This window comes from Klebsiella variicola (assembly GCF_000828055.2).
Lineage (GTDB): Bacteria > Pseudomonadota > Gammaproteobacteria > Enterobacterales > Enterobacteriaceae > Klebsiella > Klebsiella variicola.
In genome coordinates, this window is record NZ_CP010523.2 from 1866453 (window position 1) to 1884274 (window position 17822).

Annotated in this window: 16 protein-coding genes and 2 pseudogenes; 15 read left to right on the plus strand and 3 right to left on the minus strand. The window is 50.3% G+C overall.

The annotated features are described in order from the left end of the window. From SP68_RS08725 to SP68_RS08770, 12 genes are all read left to right on the plus strand, one after another. Complete coding sequence (locus SP68_RS08725; protein ID WP_077269393.1) at positions 1 to 777, plus strand: SDR family NAD(P)-dependent oxidoreductase; 777 nt, start codon at positions 1 to 3, stop codon at positions 775 to 777. A gap of 9 nt (positions 778 to 786) precedes the next feature. Next, a complete protein-coding gene (locus tag SP68_RS08730; RefSeq protein ID WP_022065159.1) occupies positions 787 to 1533 on the plus strand; it encodes an SDR family NAD(P)-dependent oxidoreductase in 747 nt (248 codons plus the stop codon). Positions 1534 to 1543: 10 nt separating this feature from the next. Beyond that, a complete protein-coding gene (locus SP68_RS08735; protein ID WP_016161414.1) occupies positions 1544 to 1855 on the plus strand; it encodes a hypothetical protein in 312 nt (103 codons plus the stop codon). Beyond that, positions 1845 to 2867, plus strand: coding sequence for a CobW family GTP-binding protein (locus SP68_RS08740; protein WP_040968700.1), 1023 nt, complete (start codon positions 1845 to 1847; stop codon positions 2865 to 2867). Before SP68_RS08735 ends, SP68_RS08740 begins: the two co-directional genes overlap by 11 nt. Positions 2868 to 2871: 4 nt before the next feature. Continuing rightward, positions 2872 to 4062 (plus strand): ABC transporter substrate-binding protein, encoded by a 1191-nt coding sequence (locus tag SP68_RS08745; protein WP_023297892.1) that lies wholly within the window; start codon positions 2872 to 2874, stop codon positions 4060 to 4062. Between the two features lie 694 nt (positions 4063 to 4756). Then, a complete protein-coding gene (locus tag SP68_RS08750) occupies positions 4757 to 5860 on the plus strand; it encodes a hypothetical protein (RefSeq protein WP_015875010.1) in 1104 nt (367 codons plus the stop codon). A gap of 42 nt (positions 5861 to 5902) precedes the next feature. Beyond that, entirely contained in the window at positions 5903 to 6451 is a 549-nt protein-coding gene (locus SP68_RS08755; RefSeq protein WP_015875009.1) for a winged helix-turn-helix transcriptional regulator, read from the plus strand. 133 nt (positions 6452 to 6584) lie between these two features. After that, complete coding sequence (locus SP68_RS08760) at positions 6585 to 7673, plus strand: multiubiquitin domain-containing protein (RefSeq protein WP_032447706.1); 1089 nt, start codon at positions 6585 to 6587, stop codon at positions 7671 to 7673. Continuing rightward, positions 7670 to 9040, plus strand: a complete 1371-nt coding sequence (locus tag SP68_RS08765) for a ThiF family adenylyltransferase (RefSeq protein WP_015875007.1) — start codon at positions 7670 to 7672, stop codon at positions 9038 to 9040. The genes SP68_RS08760 and SP68_RS08765 overlap by 4 nt, the downstream gene beginning before the upstream one ends. 104 nt (positions 9041 to 9144) lie before the next feature. Beyond that, positions 9145 to 9387, plus strand: coding sequence for a ubiquitination-like system serine protease family protein (locus tag SP68_RS28825; protein ID WP_224224413.1), 243 nt, complete (start codon positions 9145 to 9147; stop codon positions 9385 to 9387). A 300-nt stretch (positions 9388 to 9687) separates the two neighbouring features. Further along, the gene (locus tag SP68_RS27780) at positions 9688 to 10503 is read left to right on the plus strand and encodes a hypothetical protein (protein WP_136071152.1); all 816 of its coding nucleotides are present in this window, start codon (positions 9688 to 9690) and stop codon (positions 10501 to 10503) included. A 986-nt stretch (positions 10504 to 11489) separates the two neighbouring features. Further along, positions 11490 to 12437 carry an ArdC family protein gene (locus SP68_RS08770; protein ID WP_040968699.1) on the plus strand — a complete coding sequence of 316 codons (948 nt, stop codon included), beginning with the start codon at positions 11490 to 11492 and terminating at the stop codon, positions 12435 to 12437. A 161-nt stretch (positions 12438 to 12598) separates the two neighbouring features. Here SP68_RS08770 and SP68_RS26290 read toward each other — a convergent pair. Further along, positions 12599 to 12868, minus strand: a pseudogene (locus tag SP68_RS26290) (MFS transporter); the annotation flags it as partial. Positions 12869 to 12945: 77 nt separating this feature from the next. After that, a pseudogene (locus tag SP68_RS08780) lies at positions 12946 to 13146 on the minus strand (VirB10/TraB/TrbI family type IV secretion system protein); the annotation flags it as partial. 603 nt (positions 13147 to 13749) lie between these two features. Here SP68_RS08780 and SP68_RS08785 point away from each other — a divergent pair. The 3 genes from SP68_RS08785 to SP68_RS08795 are packed head-to-tail and all read left to right on the plus strand — an operon-like array spanning position 13750 to position 16335. Then, positions 13750 to 14646: an ABC transporter substrate-binding protein gene (locus tag SP68_RS08785; RefSeq protein ID WP_008804189.1), complete on the plus strand. Its 897-nt coding sequence runs from the start codon at positions 13750 to 13752 to the stop codon at positions 14644 to 14646. Beyond that, positions 14643 to 15581, plus strand: coding sequence for an amino acid ABC transporter permease (locus SP68_RS08790; protein ID WP_008804190.1), 939 nt, complete (start codon positions 14643 to 14645; stop codon positions 15579 to 15581). Before SP68_RS08785 ends, SP68_RS08790 begins: the two co-directional genes overlap by 4 nt. Further along, positions 15574 to 16335, plus strand: a complete 762-nt coding sequence (locus SP68_RS08795; RefSeq protein ID WP_008804191.1) for an amino acid ABC transporter ATP-binding protein — start codon at positions 15574 to 15576, stop codon at positions 16333 to 16335. The genes SP68_RS08790 and SP68_RS08795 overlap by 8 nt, the downstream gene beginning before the upstream one ends. Here the strand turns inward: SP68_RS08795 and SP68_RS08800 are convergent. Next, positions 16330 to 17673 (minus strand): MmgE/PrpD family protein, encoded by a 1344-nt coding sequence (locus SP68_RS08800; protein WP_040968696.1) that lies wholly within the window; start codon positions 17671 to 17673, stop codon positions 16330 to 16332. The two genes, SP68_RS08795 and SP68_RS08800, sit on opposite strands and share 6 nt — an antisense overlap. Positions 17674 to 17822 lie beyond the last annotated feature (149 nt).

The window sequence follows — 17822 nt, forward strand, 5'->3', positions numbered from 1 at the left end:
ATGGAAACCACAAACATCAGTCAGCGAGTAGCGGCAATCAGTGGTGCGGCAAGCGGCATTGGTCTGGCGCTGGCCACCCTGTATGCCCGCCGCGGAATACGGGTGATCGCCGGTTACTACCCGGACGATCCGCATGACCCTACTGTCGCTGCTGCACAGGTTGAGGAGGCTGGTGGCGATGCACTCTGGCTGCCGCTGAATGTCGCCGATACGGCGTCGGTTGATATGTTTATAGCGCAAGGCGTCGCTCATTATGGCCGTCTTGATTATGTCATCGCCAATGCGGGGATCTTACGCTGCGCGTCTATTGAAGAGATGAACGACGACCGCTGGAACGAAATGCTTAATGTGGACCTCACCGGCGTGATGCGGTGTTTCCGGGCGGCTACGCCACGACTGATCAGCGGTGGGAGTTTGGTCGCAATCTCATCGATTGCCGGGGGCGTCTATGGCTGGCAGGAGCACGCCCACTACGCGGCGGCGAAAGCCGCAGTCCCAGGGATTTGTCGCTCACTGGCCGTTGAGCTTGCACCGCGAGGTATTCGCTGCAACGCCGTGATCCCCGGATTGATTGAAACCCCACAGTCGCTGGATAAGCAGAACTCTCTGGGGCCGGAGGGGCTGGCAAAAGCAGCCAGATCGATTCCACTGGGACGGGTTGGCTGTCCGGATGATATCGCTCGCGTAGTGGCTTTTCTCACCAGCGACGAAAGCCGCTATCTGACCGGGCAAAGCCTTATTGTCGACGGTGGTTTGACCGTCCGCTGGCCGGATTAAGGAGCCACTATGCAGTTGCAAAACAGACGTTGTGTTGTGACGGGCGCGGCAAGTGGTATCGGCGAGGCTATCGCACTGCTTTTTGCCGGCGAAGGGGCTCGACTGATACTCACCGACCGGGACCGTAATAAACTGGAAGGGGTGGTACAGCGTTGTCGGTTAATTGGGGCGCATTGCTATGGCGTGGTGGCTGATGTCGGCGAGGTCGACGGGGCAACGGCTGGCGTGGATGCCTGCCTGGGGCACTATGAAGGGATTGACGTGCTGGTCAACAATGCAGGTATGCTTACCCAGGCTCCCTGCACCGATATCACTCTGGATATGTGGGAAACCATGATGGCCGTCGATCTGCGCAGCGTGTTTCTGGCCTGCCAGCGAGCTCTGCCAGTGATGTTAAGCCAACGCTGGGGACGCATTATCAATATCGCTTCCCAACTGGGCATCAAAGGTGGGGCAGAGCTGTGTCACTATGCGGCCGCTAAGGCTGGCGTGATCGGCCTGACGAAATCTCTGGCGCTGGAAGTCTCCAGCCGAAATGTGCTGGTTAACGCTATCGCCCCAGGACCGATTGAAACCCCGCTTATTGAGGGTATTCACCAGGCGTGGAAAACGGCCAAAACGGCGGAGCTGCCGCTGGGGCGCTTTGGGCGAGCAGAAGAAGTGGCGCCGGTGGCGCTGCTGCTGGCCAGCGAGCCTGGGGGTAACCTGTTCGTTGGCCAGACGCTAGGGCCAAATTCGGGTGATGTGATGCCTTGAGGAGTGGATGATGTGCGGAGTGTGCGGCCTGCTTGATAACGGGCCGCAGTGGAGCGATCCGCTGCGGCAGGATATTCCCCTACGCCAGCTGCGTCTGCGGCAGCTGGCATTACTAAACCGTACGCTGAAGCCCTGGCGCCTCTCGCTGACGGAGTTTCATGGTCAATGGCTGCTGGCCAGCCCGACGGGACAACAGGTGCTGGTCCACTCCCTGGATCGGTTGTGGAAAGAAGCCGAGAACATGCTGCATCAGGCGATCGATCCGCTCGATGATGCCTGGTTAGCATCGCTTGAGGCCAAAGGGGAAAACGATGCCTGCTGAAGAGAAATTACCCCTCCATGTGCTGAGCGGGTTCCTGGGTAGCGGTAAAACAACGCTGCTGAAAAACTGGCTCGCCCGGCAGGACGTGAACGATATTGCTCTGCTGGTGAATGAGTTTGGCGAGGTGGGGATCGACCATCATCTGCTTCACGCAGTCGCGCCGGATACTGTGTTATTGCCGAGCGGTTGCGTATGCTGTCAGATTCGTGGGGAATTGCAGGCCGCTCTGCTGGCGCTTTATGAACGGCGGGCGCGCGGCCTGATCCCGGCGTTTCGCTACGTTGTTCTGGAAACCAGCGGGCTGGCCGATCCGGCTCCCATCTTATCGACACTTCTCCACGATCGTCAGTTGCAGAGCCATTTCACGCCAGGGACGCTGGTCACACTCGTCGATGCGGAACATGCCCACCGTCAAGCCGATCTTCAGCCCGAGTGGCTTGCGCAGGTGACGGCGGCGGACAAACTGCTGGTGAGTAAAAGCGATCGCATTGCCCCCGAGGAGACGGTGACGCTCGAGCAGTGGCTGCGTCAGCTTAATCCGCTGGCGGAAGTGAGCACTACGCGGCTGGCGCAGGATACCCCGGACTGGCTGTTCCGAAGTGAAGTATTTCGCGGCTCTTATGAACAGCGTTTCCGCTGGTTAGGGTCATGTGCTGACAACACGTTTTCGTTGGTGCCAAAGCGCGATGGCGGGGCGCATCCCACGACAGAAACATGCGTGATTTCGCTTGAGCAGTCGTTAAACTGGCCCGCTTTTGCTATCTGGTTATCCATGCTATTACATTGCCATGGTAGCGCGGTGCTGAGAATGAAAGGCATTTTGCGTGTAAGCGACAGTGAGACTCCGGTGGTTATTCATGGTGTACAGCACACGTTGCATCCTCCGGTGCATTTGGATGACTGGCCTGGAGCCTTAAGCCATTCAACGTTGGTATTTATCTTACGTGGACTGGAGGCGCATCGCTTGCAGCAAGCCTTTAGCCGCTTTATGCAAGTATCACAGGAGTCCTGAAGGGATGAGTTCTGCGGCGATTATTTCTCCTCCATTAACACTTCGGGTGTTGGGCACGTCGGTGACATTACTGGAGATATTGCGTGTTCGCGCTGAGCAGGAGCTGGGGATTAAGATCGAATACCTGCTGCATAGCGTGGAAGATGCCCAGCGCATCGCGGTTATGCAACCTGACAGTTACGATCTCTATGACCAGTGGTTTCATAATATCGATTTTGTCTGGCCGGCCCGTGCTATTCAGCCGCTGGAGGTGAAGCGGCTGAAATATTGGGACGAGGTGAACGAACTGGCGAAGCAGGGCACCCTGAACGGCGTTGTGGCCGATGGCAGCGTACCGTCCCAGCGCTTGTACGTTCAACGGGATCGCCATTTAAGCAGCCAGCCGAGCGATCTCATCAGCATGCTGCCATTGACGCATAATGCCGATAGCTTTGCTTATCATGTCGACCGTCTTCCCGAGGCGCTTCAGCAGGAAGAAGAGAGTTGGGGATGGTTACTGCATAGCGCGCTTACTGGCGCGGTCGCCCTGCAGGAGGATGCAGCTATGGGAGGGATCGATGCCGCTCTGGCCATGCAGGGCGCGGGGATGGCGCAGTTTGCCGATATTGGCAATTTGACGTTGGAAGAGATCGATGTTTTGACACAAGGATTAGCCCATCTTAATCGCCAGGGACACTTTGCCGCATTCTGGTCGTCCCAGGAGCAGGCATGCGATTTAATCGATAATCGATGCGTTGAGGTCCAGAGCTTATGGGCTCCCATCTATTTCCGGCACCATTTCCATCAGCGAGGCTATAAAATGGCGCGCCCGCGTGAAGGCTATCGGGCGTGGTATGGCGGCATGTCGCTGTCTCGCTGCGTGACTGGGAAGGTAAAAGAAGCGGCTTATGATTACCTTAACTGGTGGCAGTCTGGTTGGCCCGGCGCAGTAATGGCCCGGCAGGGGTATTATATTTCCAACCCTCAGCGGAGCCGCGCTTGTCTGTCTCAGGCCGAATGGGACTATTGGTATGCAGGAAAACCGGCAGCTGAATTACTCCTCGATGCCTCTGGCGCGCCGCTTATTCCTGCGGGTGAGCGTCGGGATGGTGGAAGCTACGAGCAGCGGATGGGACATATTGCGGTATGGAATTCGGTGATGGATGAACATAACTATCTGACGCGACGCTGGCAGGAGGCGCTGATGCGCCGCTAGCTCTTATGCGGCTGGGCCGGACAGAACTGAGGCAGACCTGACGGAAGCTAAAAAGCAAAAAGCCTACTCGAAAGCAGGCTTTTTTAAATTTGGCTCCTCTGACTGGGATCGCCTTTGCCAATAACTGGCTAATAAGTAAGCTAAACCTGAAAACTCTCCCTGTCAAGACCACCAGAATGACCACCAATCAAAACTGATTTGAGCAGTCTCATGCATTTGGAGATCGCTACTATTGTCACATCTACAATTCAATCGCCACGGGTTTAACAGACACCTCAGAGTCCATTAAGATGGCTTAAAGAGAGGTGCCCATGAGCGGTATGAGTCGCAATGTCTTCATGGGGAGGTGGATGCTTTTCCTGGGATGATCACTCTGTGCGCCTCTTATAAAGATTTTTTCAGAATACTGGCTGTTGACAGTGGTAAATTGAGTGGGTTTCAGTTAGAAAATGTTATTAATAAAGTAACGGAGGGACAGGATGATAATCGCGCATGAGGCCAGCGCATCGACCGCTAGCTATCTGTATCTGGGTCGCTACGCGTTGCTAAAAAGTCTGAAAGTTACTGTTAGCAGTATAACATGTTTTTTACATAATATGTTCTGGTATGCGAAACGAATCAGTCAATGGGTCGTGCAATGCAATGTTATGTTATGTAACATTTACAAACTCCCTCTCTTTAAGGATGCTGTCGGGTGTTGTTCGATATAGAGAAAATCAAAGAGCTACTTCGTGAATTTCCTGGACTGACAGGGAAGCAAATAGCCAAAAAGCTTGGGTATCCTGATAAATCTGCCCTGAATTCATTTTTATACAGCAATCTAGAGGGCCTCAAACAGGTCGAATGGAAATGGTATGTAGAAGATGAATATGTGTTGGTTTTGGATGCTGACGTTTGGATCGATGAAGACATTTTTGAAGCTAACTTATCGGCTGCAGGCTGCCTATTGGGCGCTTCAGCAAACAGGTGCAGAATATGCTTTCCGGAGAATTGCCGGATTTTATTGGCAGCTGGTGCGAGAGTGATTGCTCTGTCAAATCAGGCTGCTTTTTTGGGGAAGGCGATCGAACTGGATTTCAGTAAATGTCCATCGACGAAAGACTTTTTGGACCGGTTGGGTTTTTTTGACCATTTACATCCGGCTGTAAGGGTCCAGCCAGAGAGGCCAACGGAATCTAGGGCAAAACGCTACCGGGGAAATAATGACAACCTGGTTGAGATAGCATCCATTAACTTGGATGATTTCGATGATTCAATTCCGGTGAAACTGACTAAACAATTCGCGCTCCATGCCGGCCAGGAATATTACATGGCTGTGTTTACAATTTTTTCTGAGCTCATTGGTAATGTACGAGATCATAGCGAGACTCCTATTCCTGGGTTCGCGGCGTTGCAGTTGTACAAGGGGAAGCGACGTCATATCCAGACTGTAATTTCAGATAGTGGTTTAGGCATAGCAACAACTTTGAAACGAAACCTTAAAATATATTACCCTGAAATTTTTAAGGAACTTGAATCTTTATCCGAAGATCCTGACATATTTTTGGTTAAGCATGCACTAAAAAAAGGTGGGTTGAGTCAGTTTGGCTCCGCGCCTGATGAGGCAGCTCGCGGACTGGGATTGAAACGGTCTCAAGAGTTGGCCGCCAGATATGATGCAGTTGTGCTGGTTCGACAGCCAAACTTCGAGTTGAGAATCATATATAAAGACGGTGAACTCACCGACATTATAGGAAAAAAAGGGTTGGCGTTGATCAAAGGTACCCAAGTTTGCTTTGATTTTTTTCTTAGGCTATGATTAATGCCATCTCCTTAAATTAACCATAAGAAGCAGGCTTGTATGAAAGTCAAACTGCTGGAACTCACTGAAAACAATGACCACCCATTTGGAAATGTTTTGGGACGGGAAGTGTTTAAGCGACTTCAAAGAGTTGTTGACTCACATCCTAGTTGCAAGGCATTTGAAATTTCTCTTGAAGGTATCATCGCTACCGATTCTTCCTTTCCGCGGGAAAGTGTAATTGCACTTGCAAAACAGCTTTGTGGCGAAAAGTACTTCTTTATCACAGATGTCAGTTCTGTAGATCTCATTGATAACTGGGATTATGCGGCAACAGCAAAGCAGCAGTCTTTGATTGTGATGCTTGATAAGGAAGTGCGTATCATTGGTCCTGAAGCAAAAAGTTCGACAAAGGCATTGCTCGATGTCGTGTTAAGCCGGGATGGAGCCAGTACCGCCAATGTTGCTAAAGCCCTCAATATCACTGTACAGAATGCAAGTACAAGGCTCAAAAAGCTTGTAAGTGAAGGACTTATTATGCGTTCAGAGGTATCATCACCAACAGGTGGTATTGAGTTTATCTACACTGGCCCCGGAATTTCTGATTAAACAGATTGATTTAACCAGATTGAGTGGTGTATAGTCACTTTCATGGGCAATGATTTTTATTGCCCTCTGGTTAAACAGCTTTATTTAATGAGATTTGGCGGCAATGCCACTGTATAAAATACCGGAGGTACTTATGAACGACCTGCAATCACAACATCCCCACCATCGTATCATTGAGGTGGCGGACGAGAGCCTCGCTTACCGTCAGGTAACCGTGGAGGATAACACGCCTACCGGCGCACAGATTTCAGCTGCATCAGGGTTTAAACCTGATCAGCTACCTGTAGTGCTGATGTTGCTTTCTGATGGCTCTCTGGAGGACATCCGTCCCGATGAAGTTGTGGATCTTGGCTCTGAGGTTCGCCGCTTTATCATTGTCGAGTCAGACCGCACCTATTTGTTTACTATTGATGGCACTCGTATGGAGTGGCCATGTCGTTTAATTACCGGCTATGTTGTCCGTAAACTTGGCAATGTTGATGATAATAAAAAACTGTTACTGGAGCGTGAAGACGAAGCTGATCTCGAAATCCAGAATGACCAGTTTATCGATCTGGATGGGGATGGTATTGAGCGCTTCATTAGCAGGAAGGAATCATGGAAACTGAATGTTCAGGGTAAGGAATTTACTTTTGATACCCCGACAATTGTAATCCGTGACGCCGTTATCCGTGCAGGGCTGAATCCCGGTCAGGCATGGCATATTTTCCTCAAAGTCGAAGGACAGCCTAAGGTTGAGAAGAATATTGATGACGTCATTGATTTGCGTACGCCTGGCATTGAGAAGCTGCGCCTTACGCCGAAAGATGTGAATAATGGCGAAGCATCCGGGGTAACCCGTCGTGAGTTCAATTTGCTACCTGCAGATGAGCAATATCTTGATGGAATGGGATATTCCTGGGAAACCTGCCTGAACGGCAATGCTCGCTGGCTGATTATCCACGATTATGAACTACCGGAAGGGTATAACCATCATAACATTAAACTGGCTCTGTTGATTACCTCCGGTTATCCCGTAAACATGCTGGATATGTTTTACGTATATCCGCCACTGTCGCGGGTCAATGGCGTCAACATTCCAGCGACGGAAGCTACGGCGGTTATTGATAGTGTCGCGTATCAGCGATGGTCCCGCCATCGCTCATGGGATCCTGAAACAGATTCCGTCATCTCTCAACTGGCGATGGCGGATGGTTGTCTTCAAAAGGAGGCCGGACAATGAGCACCGGGAGTCGCCTGATATTGACGCAGGAGCTTCATGCCTCACTCCGGAAACATCTGTTCCCGGGAGACGGAAAAGAGGCTGCTGCAATTCTGGTCTGTAATCGTTACGACGGTACTCGTCTGAAGCTCCTGGCTAAGAAGCTCATTCTTGTTCCATATCAAGAGTGTAAATCCAGGACGATCGATTTTATTTCTTGGCCGGGTAGCTATCTGGAGAAGGCCATTGATACTGCAGAAGAAAAATCGATGTCAATTATCCTCGTCCATTCGCATCCTGGTGGTTTCCTGGCTTTCTCTGATATGGATGATGCAAGTGATGTGCAGACTATGGCGTCACTTTTTCAGGGCGTTAATACCATTCATGGTTCGGCAATTATGATTCCTGACGGGAATATGCGTGCACGTTTCTACCGGGAGGGGAAGTACTCTGAGAATGTGGAACTGGTAACCGTCGCGGGTGATAATATTCACTACTGGTGGGACGGGCTCGCTGAGCCACGACCGCCTGCAATGGCTTTTACATCGGGGATGACGGACACTTTTAACAAGCTCACCGCAGCTGTCATTGGGGTATCCGGTACAGGGTCGATTGTGGCCGAGCAGGTAGCAAGGCTGGGCTTTGGCGAAATTATTTTGATTGATCATGATCATATAGAAAAGAAAAATCTGAACCGGATCCTGAACTCGACCCTTGAAGATGCGATGGTCTGCCGACCAAAGGTAGACATGTTCGCGGAAGTTATTAAGCGTATTCGAGGGGGCGATATTGCCCGGCCCATTCACAATACTATTTTCTCGCGGGAGGCCGTTCTTGCTGCAGCAAACGCAGATATAATCTTTTGCTGCGTTGATACCTACCATGCCCGAATGATTGCAGATCGTATTGCTTCTGCTTTTTTAATCCCATTGCTTGATGTGGGGGTGAAAATTCCGACTCATGTTGATCCTGACGATGGGCGAAAAATTACGGACGTGACTGGCCGGATCGATTATGTAAAACCTGGTGGTTCTACTTTATCTGATCGTCATGTGTATACACCTGAGCTTATATACCGGGAAAACCTGAGCGCGAAGGATTATGAAGATCAGGTCGGGAGAGGTTACATCACGGGGGTTCAGGAAGAGGCGCCATCAGTAATCACCCTGAATATGCGAGCAGCATCGGCTTGTGTGTCAGAATTTATCGCAAGGTGTTTCCCTTTTCGCGAATATCCTAATAAGAGATTTGCCCGTACTATGTTCAGTCTTTCAGGTGCTGAAGAAGACTATATCGATGAAAGTGAAATAGAGAAGGCGCTGAATCCACGGCTTGCAGTCGGATGTGAAGAGCCTCTTTTAGGGATCCCGGAACTGGGAGGGAAATAATGTCTATTTTCGACAGGCTGTTCTACTATGTCTTATGTAAACTGGAACCGTGGCTTACGCCACGGCGTCTGAAAATTATCAATGGAGACTCATTACCCACAAAGATGCCTTTACGTTCAATTATTCTTGCCAGAGATGGGGATGAAGACTGGTGCATCGGATTCAGGTGCCCTTGTGGATGTTGTCGTACTATTGAACTACTTGTTATAGATGAAGCCAGCCCTCGATGGGATTACTCATTAGATAATAATAAGTTACTCACGCTGCATCCGTCTGTATGGCTTAAAGATGGCTGTAAATCTCATTTTTGGCTAAAAAAAGGACGAGTATTTTGGGTGCAAATATAATGGTGGAGTATTAATTTATTTTGGCCTGAAATAAATATTGTGGTTGTTTGTGATGCGAATAAAAAGATAGGCGTTTTGGATGATATTTTAATGTGATGCGTAATTTATAATCACATTAAAGTGGAACTATGCCATGCCTATTTGTCTGCGTTATCGTAGGTAGGAAATGATTTACCGCATCATCAGAAACTTGGTGGGGTCTTTTACTGTAGTGATATATTGTAATCAACCGATAGATGAAAGATTTTTTGGTAAGTAGTGCTTGTATGTTAAGTATTTTAATCCTCAGGGCGACAACTTATGTTTGACAATATATTTAGCGTTGAATCCATTGTTTCTTTAGCAATAACCATTACGGTTAGCTTTGCTGTTACCTTTAAAATTATAAAGTTAAATCTAACTATAAAAAACAAATCACATACTATTAAAGGTGACGGGAATAGCATCGAGCATAACGAATTCAACATCGTTATGAAAGAAACACAAGGTGAATTTAGGAATCTAAGTTTGCTTCTTGGTGGGATTATTATTTTACTGCTTCCATATTGTGGCTCTTTTGTCAATTATTTCTTATATAATTTTTCACGTATTGCTCCTTATTTTTGTGTTGTTGGCATCGTTTTTACCCTATGGGCTAGAGGCTTTTCTAATCGGTTTTTTGATTGTTTCTATATTGTGCCGACGTTATTTAATGTTTATTTCGCATCACGCGCAGTTGAAAATTCATATTATTTTATGAGCCATTTTGATGGCTTGTATGATAGAATTTTAAGCTCTTTTGTTTCTATTCTTTTTTCTGCGGGAAAGTTTGAATACTTTAGTAACTCAATTTTTTATTTTTTAGAACAGATCGCTATTTTTTCATCCGTTATAGGGTTTGTAACGGTGTCTGTAATGTTGTTGTATGCAACTTTTGGTTATATAAAACAACGCAGTTTCTCCAGTGCCCTTACATTCGCTTTAAAAAATTGCATATGGGGTTTTATTGGTTATCTGACTGCTTCTGGGATTGTGTGGGGGTTGTTTTATGGACAAAATCAATATATTGCAAGTATTTTTGAGCCTGCAATTCAGTTGATAACCAGTTTGTTTAATATTAGAACTCCACTTTATTGATTCTATGTATATCTCATGGGGAAAAGGGGCGAATCAATCACGCTTGCTATTTGGTTTCTTGAGCGTAGAGCCGTATTTTAAATATAGGTTTTAATCTTCCGCTAGGTCGATAGTAATACTTTGGGTTAATAATTAAACTTCAATGTAATAGAATTATCGATGGACTTCATAATTTTACAACGGAAATGCTATTTGGGTTGGGTGTTTATTATAAACCTGGATAACACAGTATATGTCAGTAACAAGAAAGTTTTTGATTTGATAATTAAGCCTTCTTTTCTACTGTGCCAGCATAGTCACACTTTTAGCTTTTCAAGTGTTACCTGTGTTTCGAGACGAACTACTGCTTTCGGCCTAAATATTTCATAACTTGGTATTTGGCGAGGTGGCACGCAGCGCTCGCCATTCAGTACTTTGTGGAGAGGATGGTCGTATTGCGACATTTAGAGTTATATCAATTGTGTTCTCGCGGTCCAACCTATGCACTTATGGTCGGGGAATATGATACCCCGGTTATGGTGCTGAGACCTGTTTCAAGAGGTTTCTCACTTCGGTCTGGGTGGTGGTAGATAAACTGTTCGCGGTGTTCAATAAGCAGCCAGCTTTGGATCGGTTGTGATTGATGCCGGAACGAGACAATTTAAGAACAAACCGCCCCCGGTTAACAGGATCATCTCGTCCGGCAGGAAAGCATGCTAACACCCTCATGAAGTTCCTGTCAGTGCCAGTCCCCGACTCAACACCACCAAATCGACTTTTCACCACTGCGGAGCAAGGGGCGCTACGCACGGCTATGCAGGGGAAATTTTTTTTCTCCTGTGGCTTTCCGTTTCCATATCAGCTTCCGGTTAATCGTTTCCCAGCGCAACCCGTCCTGCAAGGGTAAATGGCACGCATGTTGCGCCCTTGCAGGGCAGAACGATGCCGGGAAAGCGAACCGTCAGGCGACACGAAGACGAAAATCACACACTGACGGAGAGAAAACCATGACGATTTCCCTGCATACCTCCCGGACAAGCGCCCCTAACACCGCAGCGGCGACCAGCGTATCCCCGCTGGACCTGTCAGGCTCCTCAAAAACGAAATTTTCTAAAACCAGAACCGACATTTACCAGACTGTTACTGACAACATCATTGCAGCGCTGGAAGCCGGTGTAAAACCGTGGTCCTGCCCGTGGCAGCGTGTAGATGGTATGTCTGGTCTGCCTTCCAATTACGCCACTGGTGCGGCTTATAGTGGCATGAATGTCATGTTGCTGTGGTACAGCGCATCTAATCAGGGTTTCAGCGATTCACGCTGGATGACCTACAAACAGGCAAAGGCCGCAGGTGGACAGGTTCGCAAGGGTGAGCATGGTACAACAGCTATTTTCTACACCACGCTGGAGAAGGAAAACGACGCCGGAGAAGTTGAACAAATCCCTATGCTGAAAACTTTCACCGTGTTTAACGTTCATCAAATCGACGGTTTAACTCTGACCACAGAAACTGTCAGCCCGGAAGCAACCTTTGACCCGGTACCGCAGGCTGAGAACCTGTTGCGGAAGAGTGGCGCAAACATCATCGAGAAAGGACAGAGCGCCTTTTTCATCCCATCAACAGATGAAGTCTGGCTACCGGAGCGCCATCTGTTTTCAGATGTGGCTAACTTCTACGCTACCGGCCTGCATGAGCTTGTCCACTGGAGTGGGGGTAAAAAACGCCTGAACCGTGAAATGAAAGGGAATTTTGGCAGTGCTGATTATGCAGAGGAAGAACTGGTGGCGGAGCTGGGAAGTGCCTTTCTGATGGCGGATTTGAGGATTGATGGCGAGGTACAACATGAAAGCTACATCGCTTCCTGGCTGAAAGCGCTGAAAAATGACAAGCGCTATATTTTCAAAGCGGCAAGCGCAGCCTCTAAAGCGCATTGTTATCTGATGGATAAAATCTGAGGCCTGAGCCAGATAACTGCAAGGGAATGCGGTAACATAGCTTTACCGGTAAGCAACTCAGAAAGTGCATGATTGCGCTGGTAGAGTACCTGGTGCAGGCCCGATCCTCTTTTGAACGCATTGCCCTGGTTTATCAGCTCCTCGGTGCACTGGTCGTAACGGGTATCCGGGTCCATGACACGAGGAACCACTTTGAATTTCGCATTTTCAACAACCGCGCCGACTACGGCGTCGCCTTTCAAATGTGCCGGACAGTCTTTTAAATCGACAATCGACTGGTGATCCATAATAATATGCACGCCTTTATCGTGTGCAGCGCCTTAACCTTCCAGCGTTGGCTTGGATAAATGGTATTTCAGTTCGGAAAGATAAATAGCAATGGGGCGGGGCATGTCTTTCACTCGCTCGCGCCTTTCTGCCAGCTGGTACAACAGCAATTTCCGTCAGGCCGTCCTGCGCAATAAAATCACCAAACAGCTGGTTTTTCATAAAATCCAGCGACAGGTTTTCAGCGTTCATACCACCTCTTTTTCAGTCGCAGCTGCCAGACGGATGAGAAATCAATGTCGGTGCCGGTCATGATGCCGATGAGATCACCCTGATTCAGGTACAGGGTGGGCGGGATATTGATGCTGTTGTCCAGCGTCGTTTTCGCCATTTCCGCCGTGTCGGCGCGGGTATTTTCGGTGAAGTCGGTCTTGCGGTCTTCCCGGCGCAGCATGTGAGCGCGTACACACCAGAAGTAATATGCTGAATTCCATGGAAACCTCTTATGGGATAAATGACAAAAGCCGCACTGCTGGCAGAGGACACAACGTGACGGGGAAAAGAGATTAACGGTCGGGAGGGGTTAGCTACCACTACATGAAATGGAGTGGGCCTGTTCCGAGTTTAAAGACTGAACCTTGCACCTTAGGCCCCAGGACTTAGAGAAGGAACCGCAACGCGGCAAGATTCCAGCCTGTCATTGCTGTACCTGAAACATAGGCAGCAAGCGTTAGCGCACAGTTGAAAAACGTAGGATTCCAAAGGATTTCGTTTAAAACCCTTGGGCCAGTGTGGGCGGCGAGCCCGCGGCGCTGACCTTGAGTTTGAATGAAAAGTGTTCTTTAGCCCGCCCCTGACTTTCCCATTTTTTCGAAATCTTTATCTCTTTTTCTCATTTGTCAGTAAAAGGCATATGCCCGCAGAATCATGTCTAAGGCAGGGCGGGTGTTGCACTATCAATGATAAAACCCCTCTGATGGCCTTGCCTCTTTTACCACACCTCTTTTGTGGTTTTTACAGGTTTTAACCAGGAAAAGGCTTCTTTATGACGTTATCTAAATTACTGCTTCCTTTGCTGATTGCCGGGAATCTCTCTTCTGCGTGGGCTGCCGGGCAGGTTGTTCCGTCCTCTACCACCTTTCATGTCACCGCTGATGAGGCGCTGAAAAGTAAGCTTCCGCCGGATATCGCCAAACGCGGATATATCGTTGCAGGCACCAATCCGAATACGCCCCCAACCACTTTTTTCCAGGAAGACAATAAAACGCTCGCCGGGCGTGAGATTGATGTGATGAATGCCGTGGCGGCAAGGCTCGGTGTGGAAGTGCGCTGGCAGGATACCGGCGGTTTCGACAATATTATTCCGGGGTTGAAATCGGGTCGCTATGACGTCGCACTATCCAATATCAACGCCACCAAAAAACGTCTCGAGCAGGTCGATTTCGTCAGTTACTACGATGCGTCGCGCCTGGGGGTCATCTCGCGTAAAGACGCCAATATTGCGCCATTTACCTCTTTTGAGGCTGTGTGCGGGCAGGAAGTGGGCGCCGGCGCGGGCACTACGCAGATTGGGCGTCTTGAAGCTGCAAGCAAAATTTGTACTGATGCGGGTAAGCCGCCGATCAAGATTGCCGTATTCCCGGATCGCCCTTCAGGCGTACAGGCCGTGGTCAGCGGTCGCGTACCGATGTTCTTCGGCCCGTATGAAGGTCTGACCTATCAGGTTAGCCAGGTCAAACCGCTGACGCTGACCGGCACTATTCATGTTGATGATGCGCCTGTCTCCGTGGCGTTCCCTAAACAGTCGGGGCTGGAAGAGGCGGTGCAGGCATCCCTGAACTCGCTGATCAAGGACGGGACTTACCAGAAAATCCTCGATAAATGGTCCATCGGTTTTGGCGCAGTCAAAGAGTCAAAACGTAATGAAGAGATTTTCGGATGAGCAGTGAAACACACGATCAGCAGCCGGAAGAACTGCGGATCATCGGTAAAAAATATATCGGGCGCTGGATAAGCGCCCTGATCGTATTGCTGATATTGCTGGCTATGGGGAACTCCATGCTCAGCAATCCGCGTTTTGAATGGTCGGTGATTGCCGAAAACTTTACCGGTCCGTCGATCATTCAGGGCGTACTGATGACATTGCAACTGACCGCAATTTCCGTGATTTTTGGCTTTGCAGGCGGCACGATCCTGGCGCTGATGCGCCTGTCATCCAATCCGGTGCTGGTCGCTGTCAGCTGGGGGTATACCTGGTTTTTCCGCGGGGTGCCGATGCTGGTTCAGTTATTTCTCTGGTACAACATTGCCGCGCTTTACCCGACTATTTCGATTTCGCTGCCGTGGGTTGGTGAAATCTGGAGCGCTTCTGCGAACTCACTGATTAGCCCGTTCAGTGCTGCCGTGATTGCATTAGTCATGCATCAGTCTGCCTATGCCGCAGAGATTATCCGCGCCGGGATCCAGAGCGTCGGCACCGGACAAGTCGAGGCTGCACGTGCTCTGGGTTATCGCCCGGCACAAATATTCCTCCACACCATTTTGCCACAGGCGATGCGCGCCATTCTGCCTCCGGCCGGGAATGAAGTGATCGGTCAGTTGAAAACCACAGCGGTTGTCTCGGTGATTTCACTACAGGATGTGCTGTTCTCCGCGCAGATTATTTATCAGCGCACCTATGAAGTGATCCCGCTACTGCTGGTCGCCACGTTGTGGTACCTGCTGCTGACATCATTGCTTTCAGTGATTCAGTATTACGTTGAACGACATTTCAGCCGCAGTAGTCACCGCAAGGTAAAACGCAAAGCCGGGAAAGCGTCGGCATCCGGCGCGGTCAGTACCCCCAGTATCAGCGCAGGAGAAACCAGCCATGGGTGAAGCCATTGAATTTCGCAAAGTCACTAAGCGTTTCTCCGGCAATACCATTCTGGATGAAATCAGCCTCGATATTCCGGCCGGTTCGGTCACGGTGATCCTCGGCCCTTCCGGTTCAGGGAAATCCACCTTGCTGCGTTGTATTAATCATCTTGAAAAACTGGATGGCGGCACGATCCGTATCGGTGGCGAACTGGTGGGTTATCAGCAGAAAGGGCAGGCATTGTATGAACTGAGCAGCCGCAGAATCGCCGCGCAGCGCAGCCGTACCGGCATGGTATTTCAGCAATTTAACCTGTTTCCGCACCGCACCGTTTTGCAAAATATTACCGATGCGCCTTTGCGGGTGAAGAAGCAAAACCGTGAGCAGGTACTCAGTAAAGCCCGCGCGTTGCTCCGGCAGGTTGGGTTAGCCAGTCGTGAAGATGACTGGCCGCAGCAGCTTTCCGGTGGGCAGCAGCAGCGTGTAGCCATTGCCCGTGCGCTGGCGATGGATCCTGAAGTGATGTTGTTCGATGAACCCACTTCCGCGCTGGATCCTGAACTGGTGGGCGAAGTGTTGCAGGTGATCAAAAAGCTGGCGCACTCCGGGATAACGATGGTGATTGTCACCCACGAAATCGGCTTTGCACGAGAAGTGGCAGATAATGTCATCTTTATGGAGGGTGGCAAGATTGTGGCGTCGGGGCCAACGAAAAGTGTACTCGATGAAACGGAGAACGTCCGTGTCCGTAATTTCCTGTCGACGGTTTTATAATGACGCTGCGTTAATTTGTTTCGCAAATAACATATCAACCAGCCGCGGCAGACTGTCGCGGTTTTCCAGCCTGCTCAGTGCCACCAGCTCCATCCGCTTTGCGTCTGTGAAGTCGGGCAAACAGGCACGCAGTTTTGCCGGTAAATCAAACGGGATCGCCAGGCTTTGCTGCCGCGTGAAGCGCTGTTGCAGCACGCAGCCGTCACGCAAAAACACCGTCACCTGATGAAAACGCGCGGCCGGGTTCAGCTCGTCCGGCGGTGCGGAGAAATCCGGGCAACGCGCCACACTTTCTGCCAGCGCGGCAATATCTGTCGCCACCGGCGCCGATGAGAAATCCTCTAAGCGTAGTTCTCCGCGCAGCAAACATGCCGCAATCACGTATTCCAGACTGAACCTGGCTTCAACGCCGGTGTTGGGTTTTCGCACCGACGCCGCAATATCACCGCCCGGCGGAAAAGACACTTCAATGCGTTCGATGGCTGCGATCAGTACATCCGTGCTATTGCCCGTTTGCAGCCACTCCTGGCGGAGAGCTCGTGCGGCATCGGCAGCGCTATGCGTGCCTCCGCAGGTCGGATAGGGTTTGAATTCCAGACCGGGCGAGATAATCCGCCACGGCGCGCCCCAGCCTGAGATAAGTTTTTCCGGCTGCTGCTGACCGGCGCAATAAGTCGATAAAAAGCTGTCCAGCACGTTGTCCGGCTGGCCGTGAAAGCCTGCCAGCGTGAGCTGTGTGGCAATGACGGCGGTCTGCGCCGCCAGGCCCGCGTGCAACGGTTTGACATCACTGCCGAACTGCGCACGTAAACCCGCAGACTGCGTCGCCGCGATACCCAGAATCACTGCCGTTTGCCTTTCCGTGGCATGCACCAGCCGCGCGCAGGCAGCGGCGGCGGCAATCGTGCCGAGCGTAGCGGTATTGTGAAAACCGAGGGTGTAATGCTGAGAACCGACGGCCAGCCCGAGGCGTCCGGACATTTCCACTCCGGTCACGTACGCATCGAGAAAATGTGCGCCATTGATATCGGGGCTTTGTGAGGCCAGCGCCAGAAGCGCGGGCAAAATCACCACGCTGGGGTGACCGCGAAAATCGGGATGGAAATCGTCAAAATCCAGCGCGTGCCCGACATACCCGAGCAGCAACGCGCGGGTCGGCGGATCGTCAGCGCGGTAAACCTGATGCAAACTGTTCAGTCCCGCATCGGGGAAGTCACCGCGTAAAACCGGCAGGGTAACCGCCAAAAAATCCAGTAACCCTTCCCGTGCTGCTTCATGAGCCGCGGGGGAAGGGGACGAGCTGACGATAAGTTTCGCCAGCGATGGCGTTAATGTCATCGGTGTATTCCCCGTTTCAGGCCTGAGCGACCGAAGATAATAAATTAACGAAAGGTTCACGCTCGCAGAGCGCATGCAGTTGCACCAGCAGGGCGTCTGAAATCGAGTGCTCGTCAAGGGTCAACGATGAGAATCCATGCCTGGCAAGT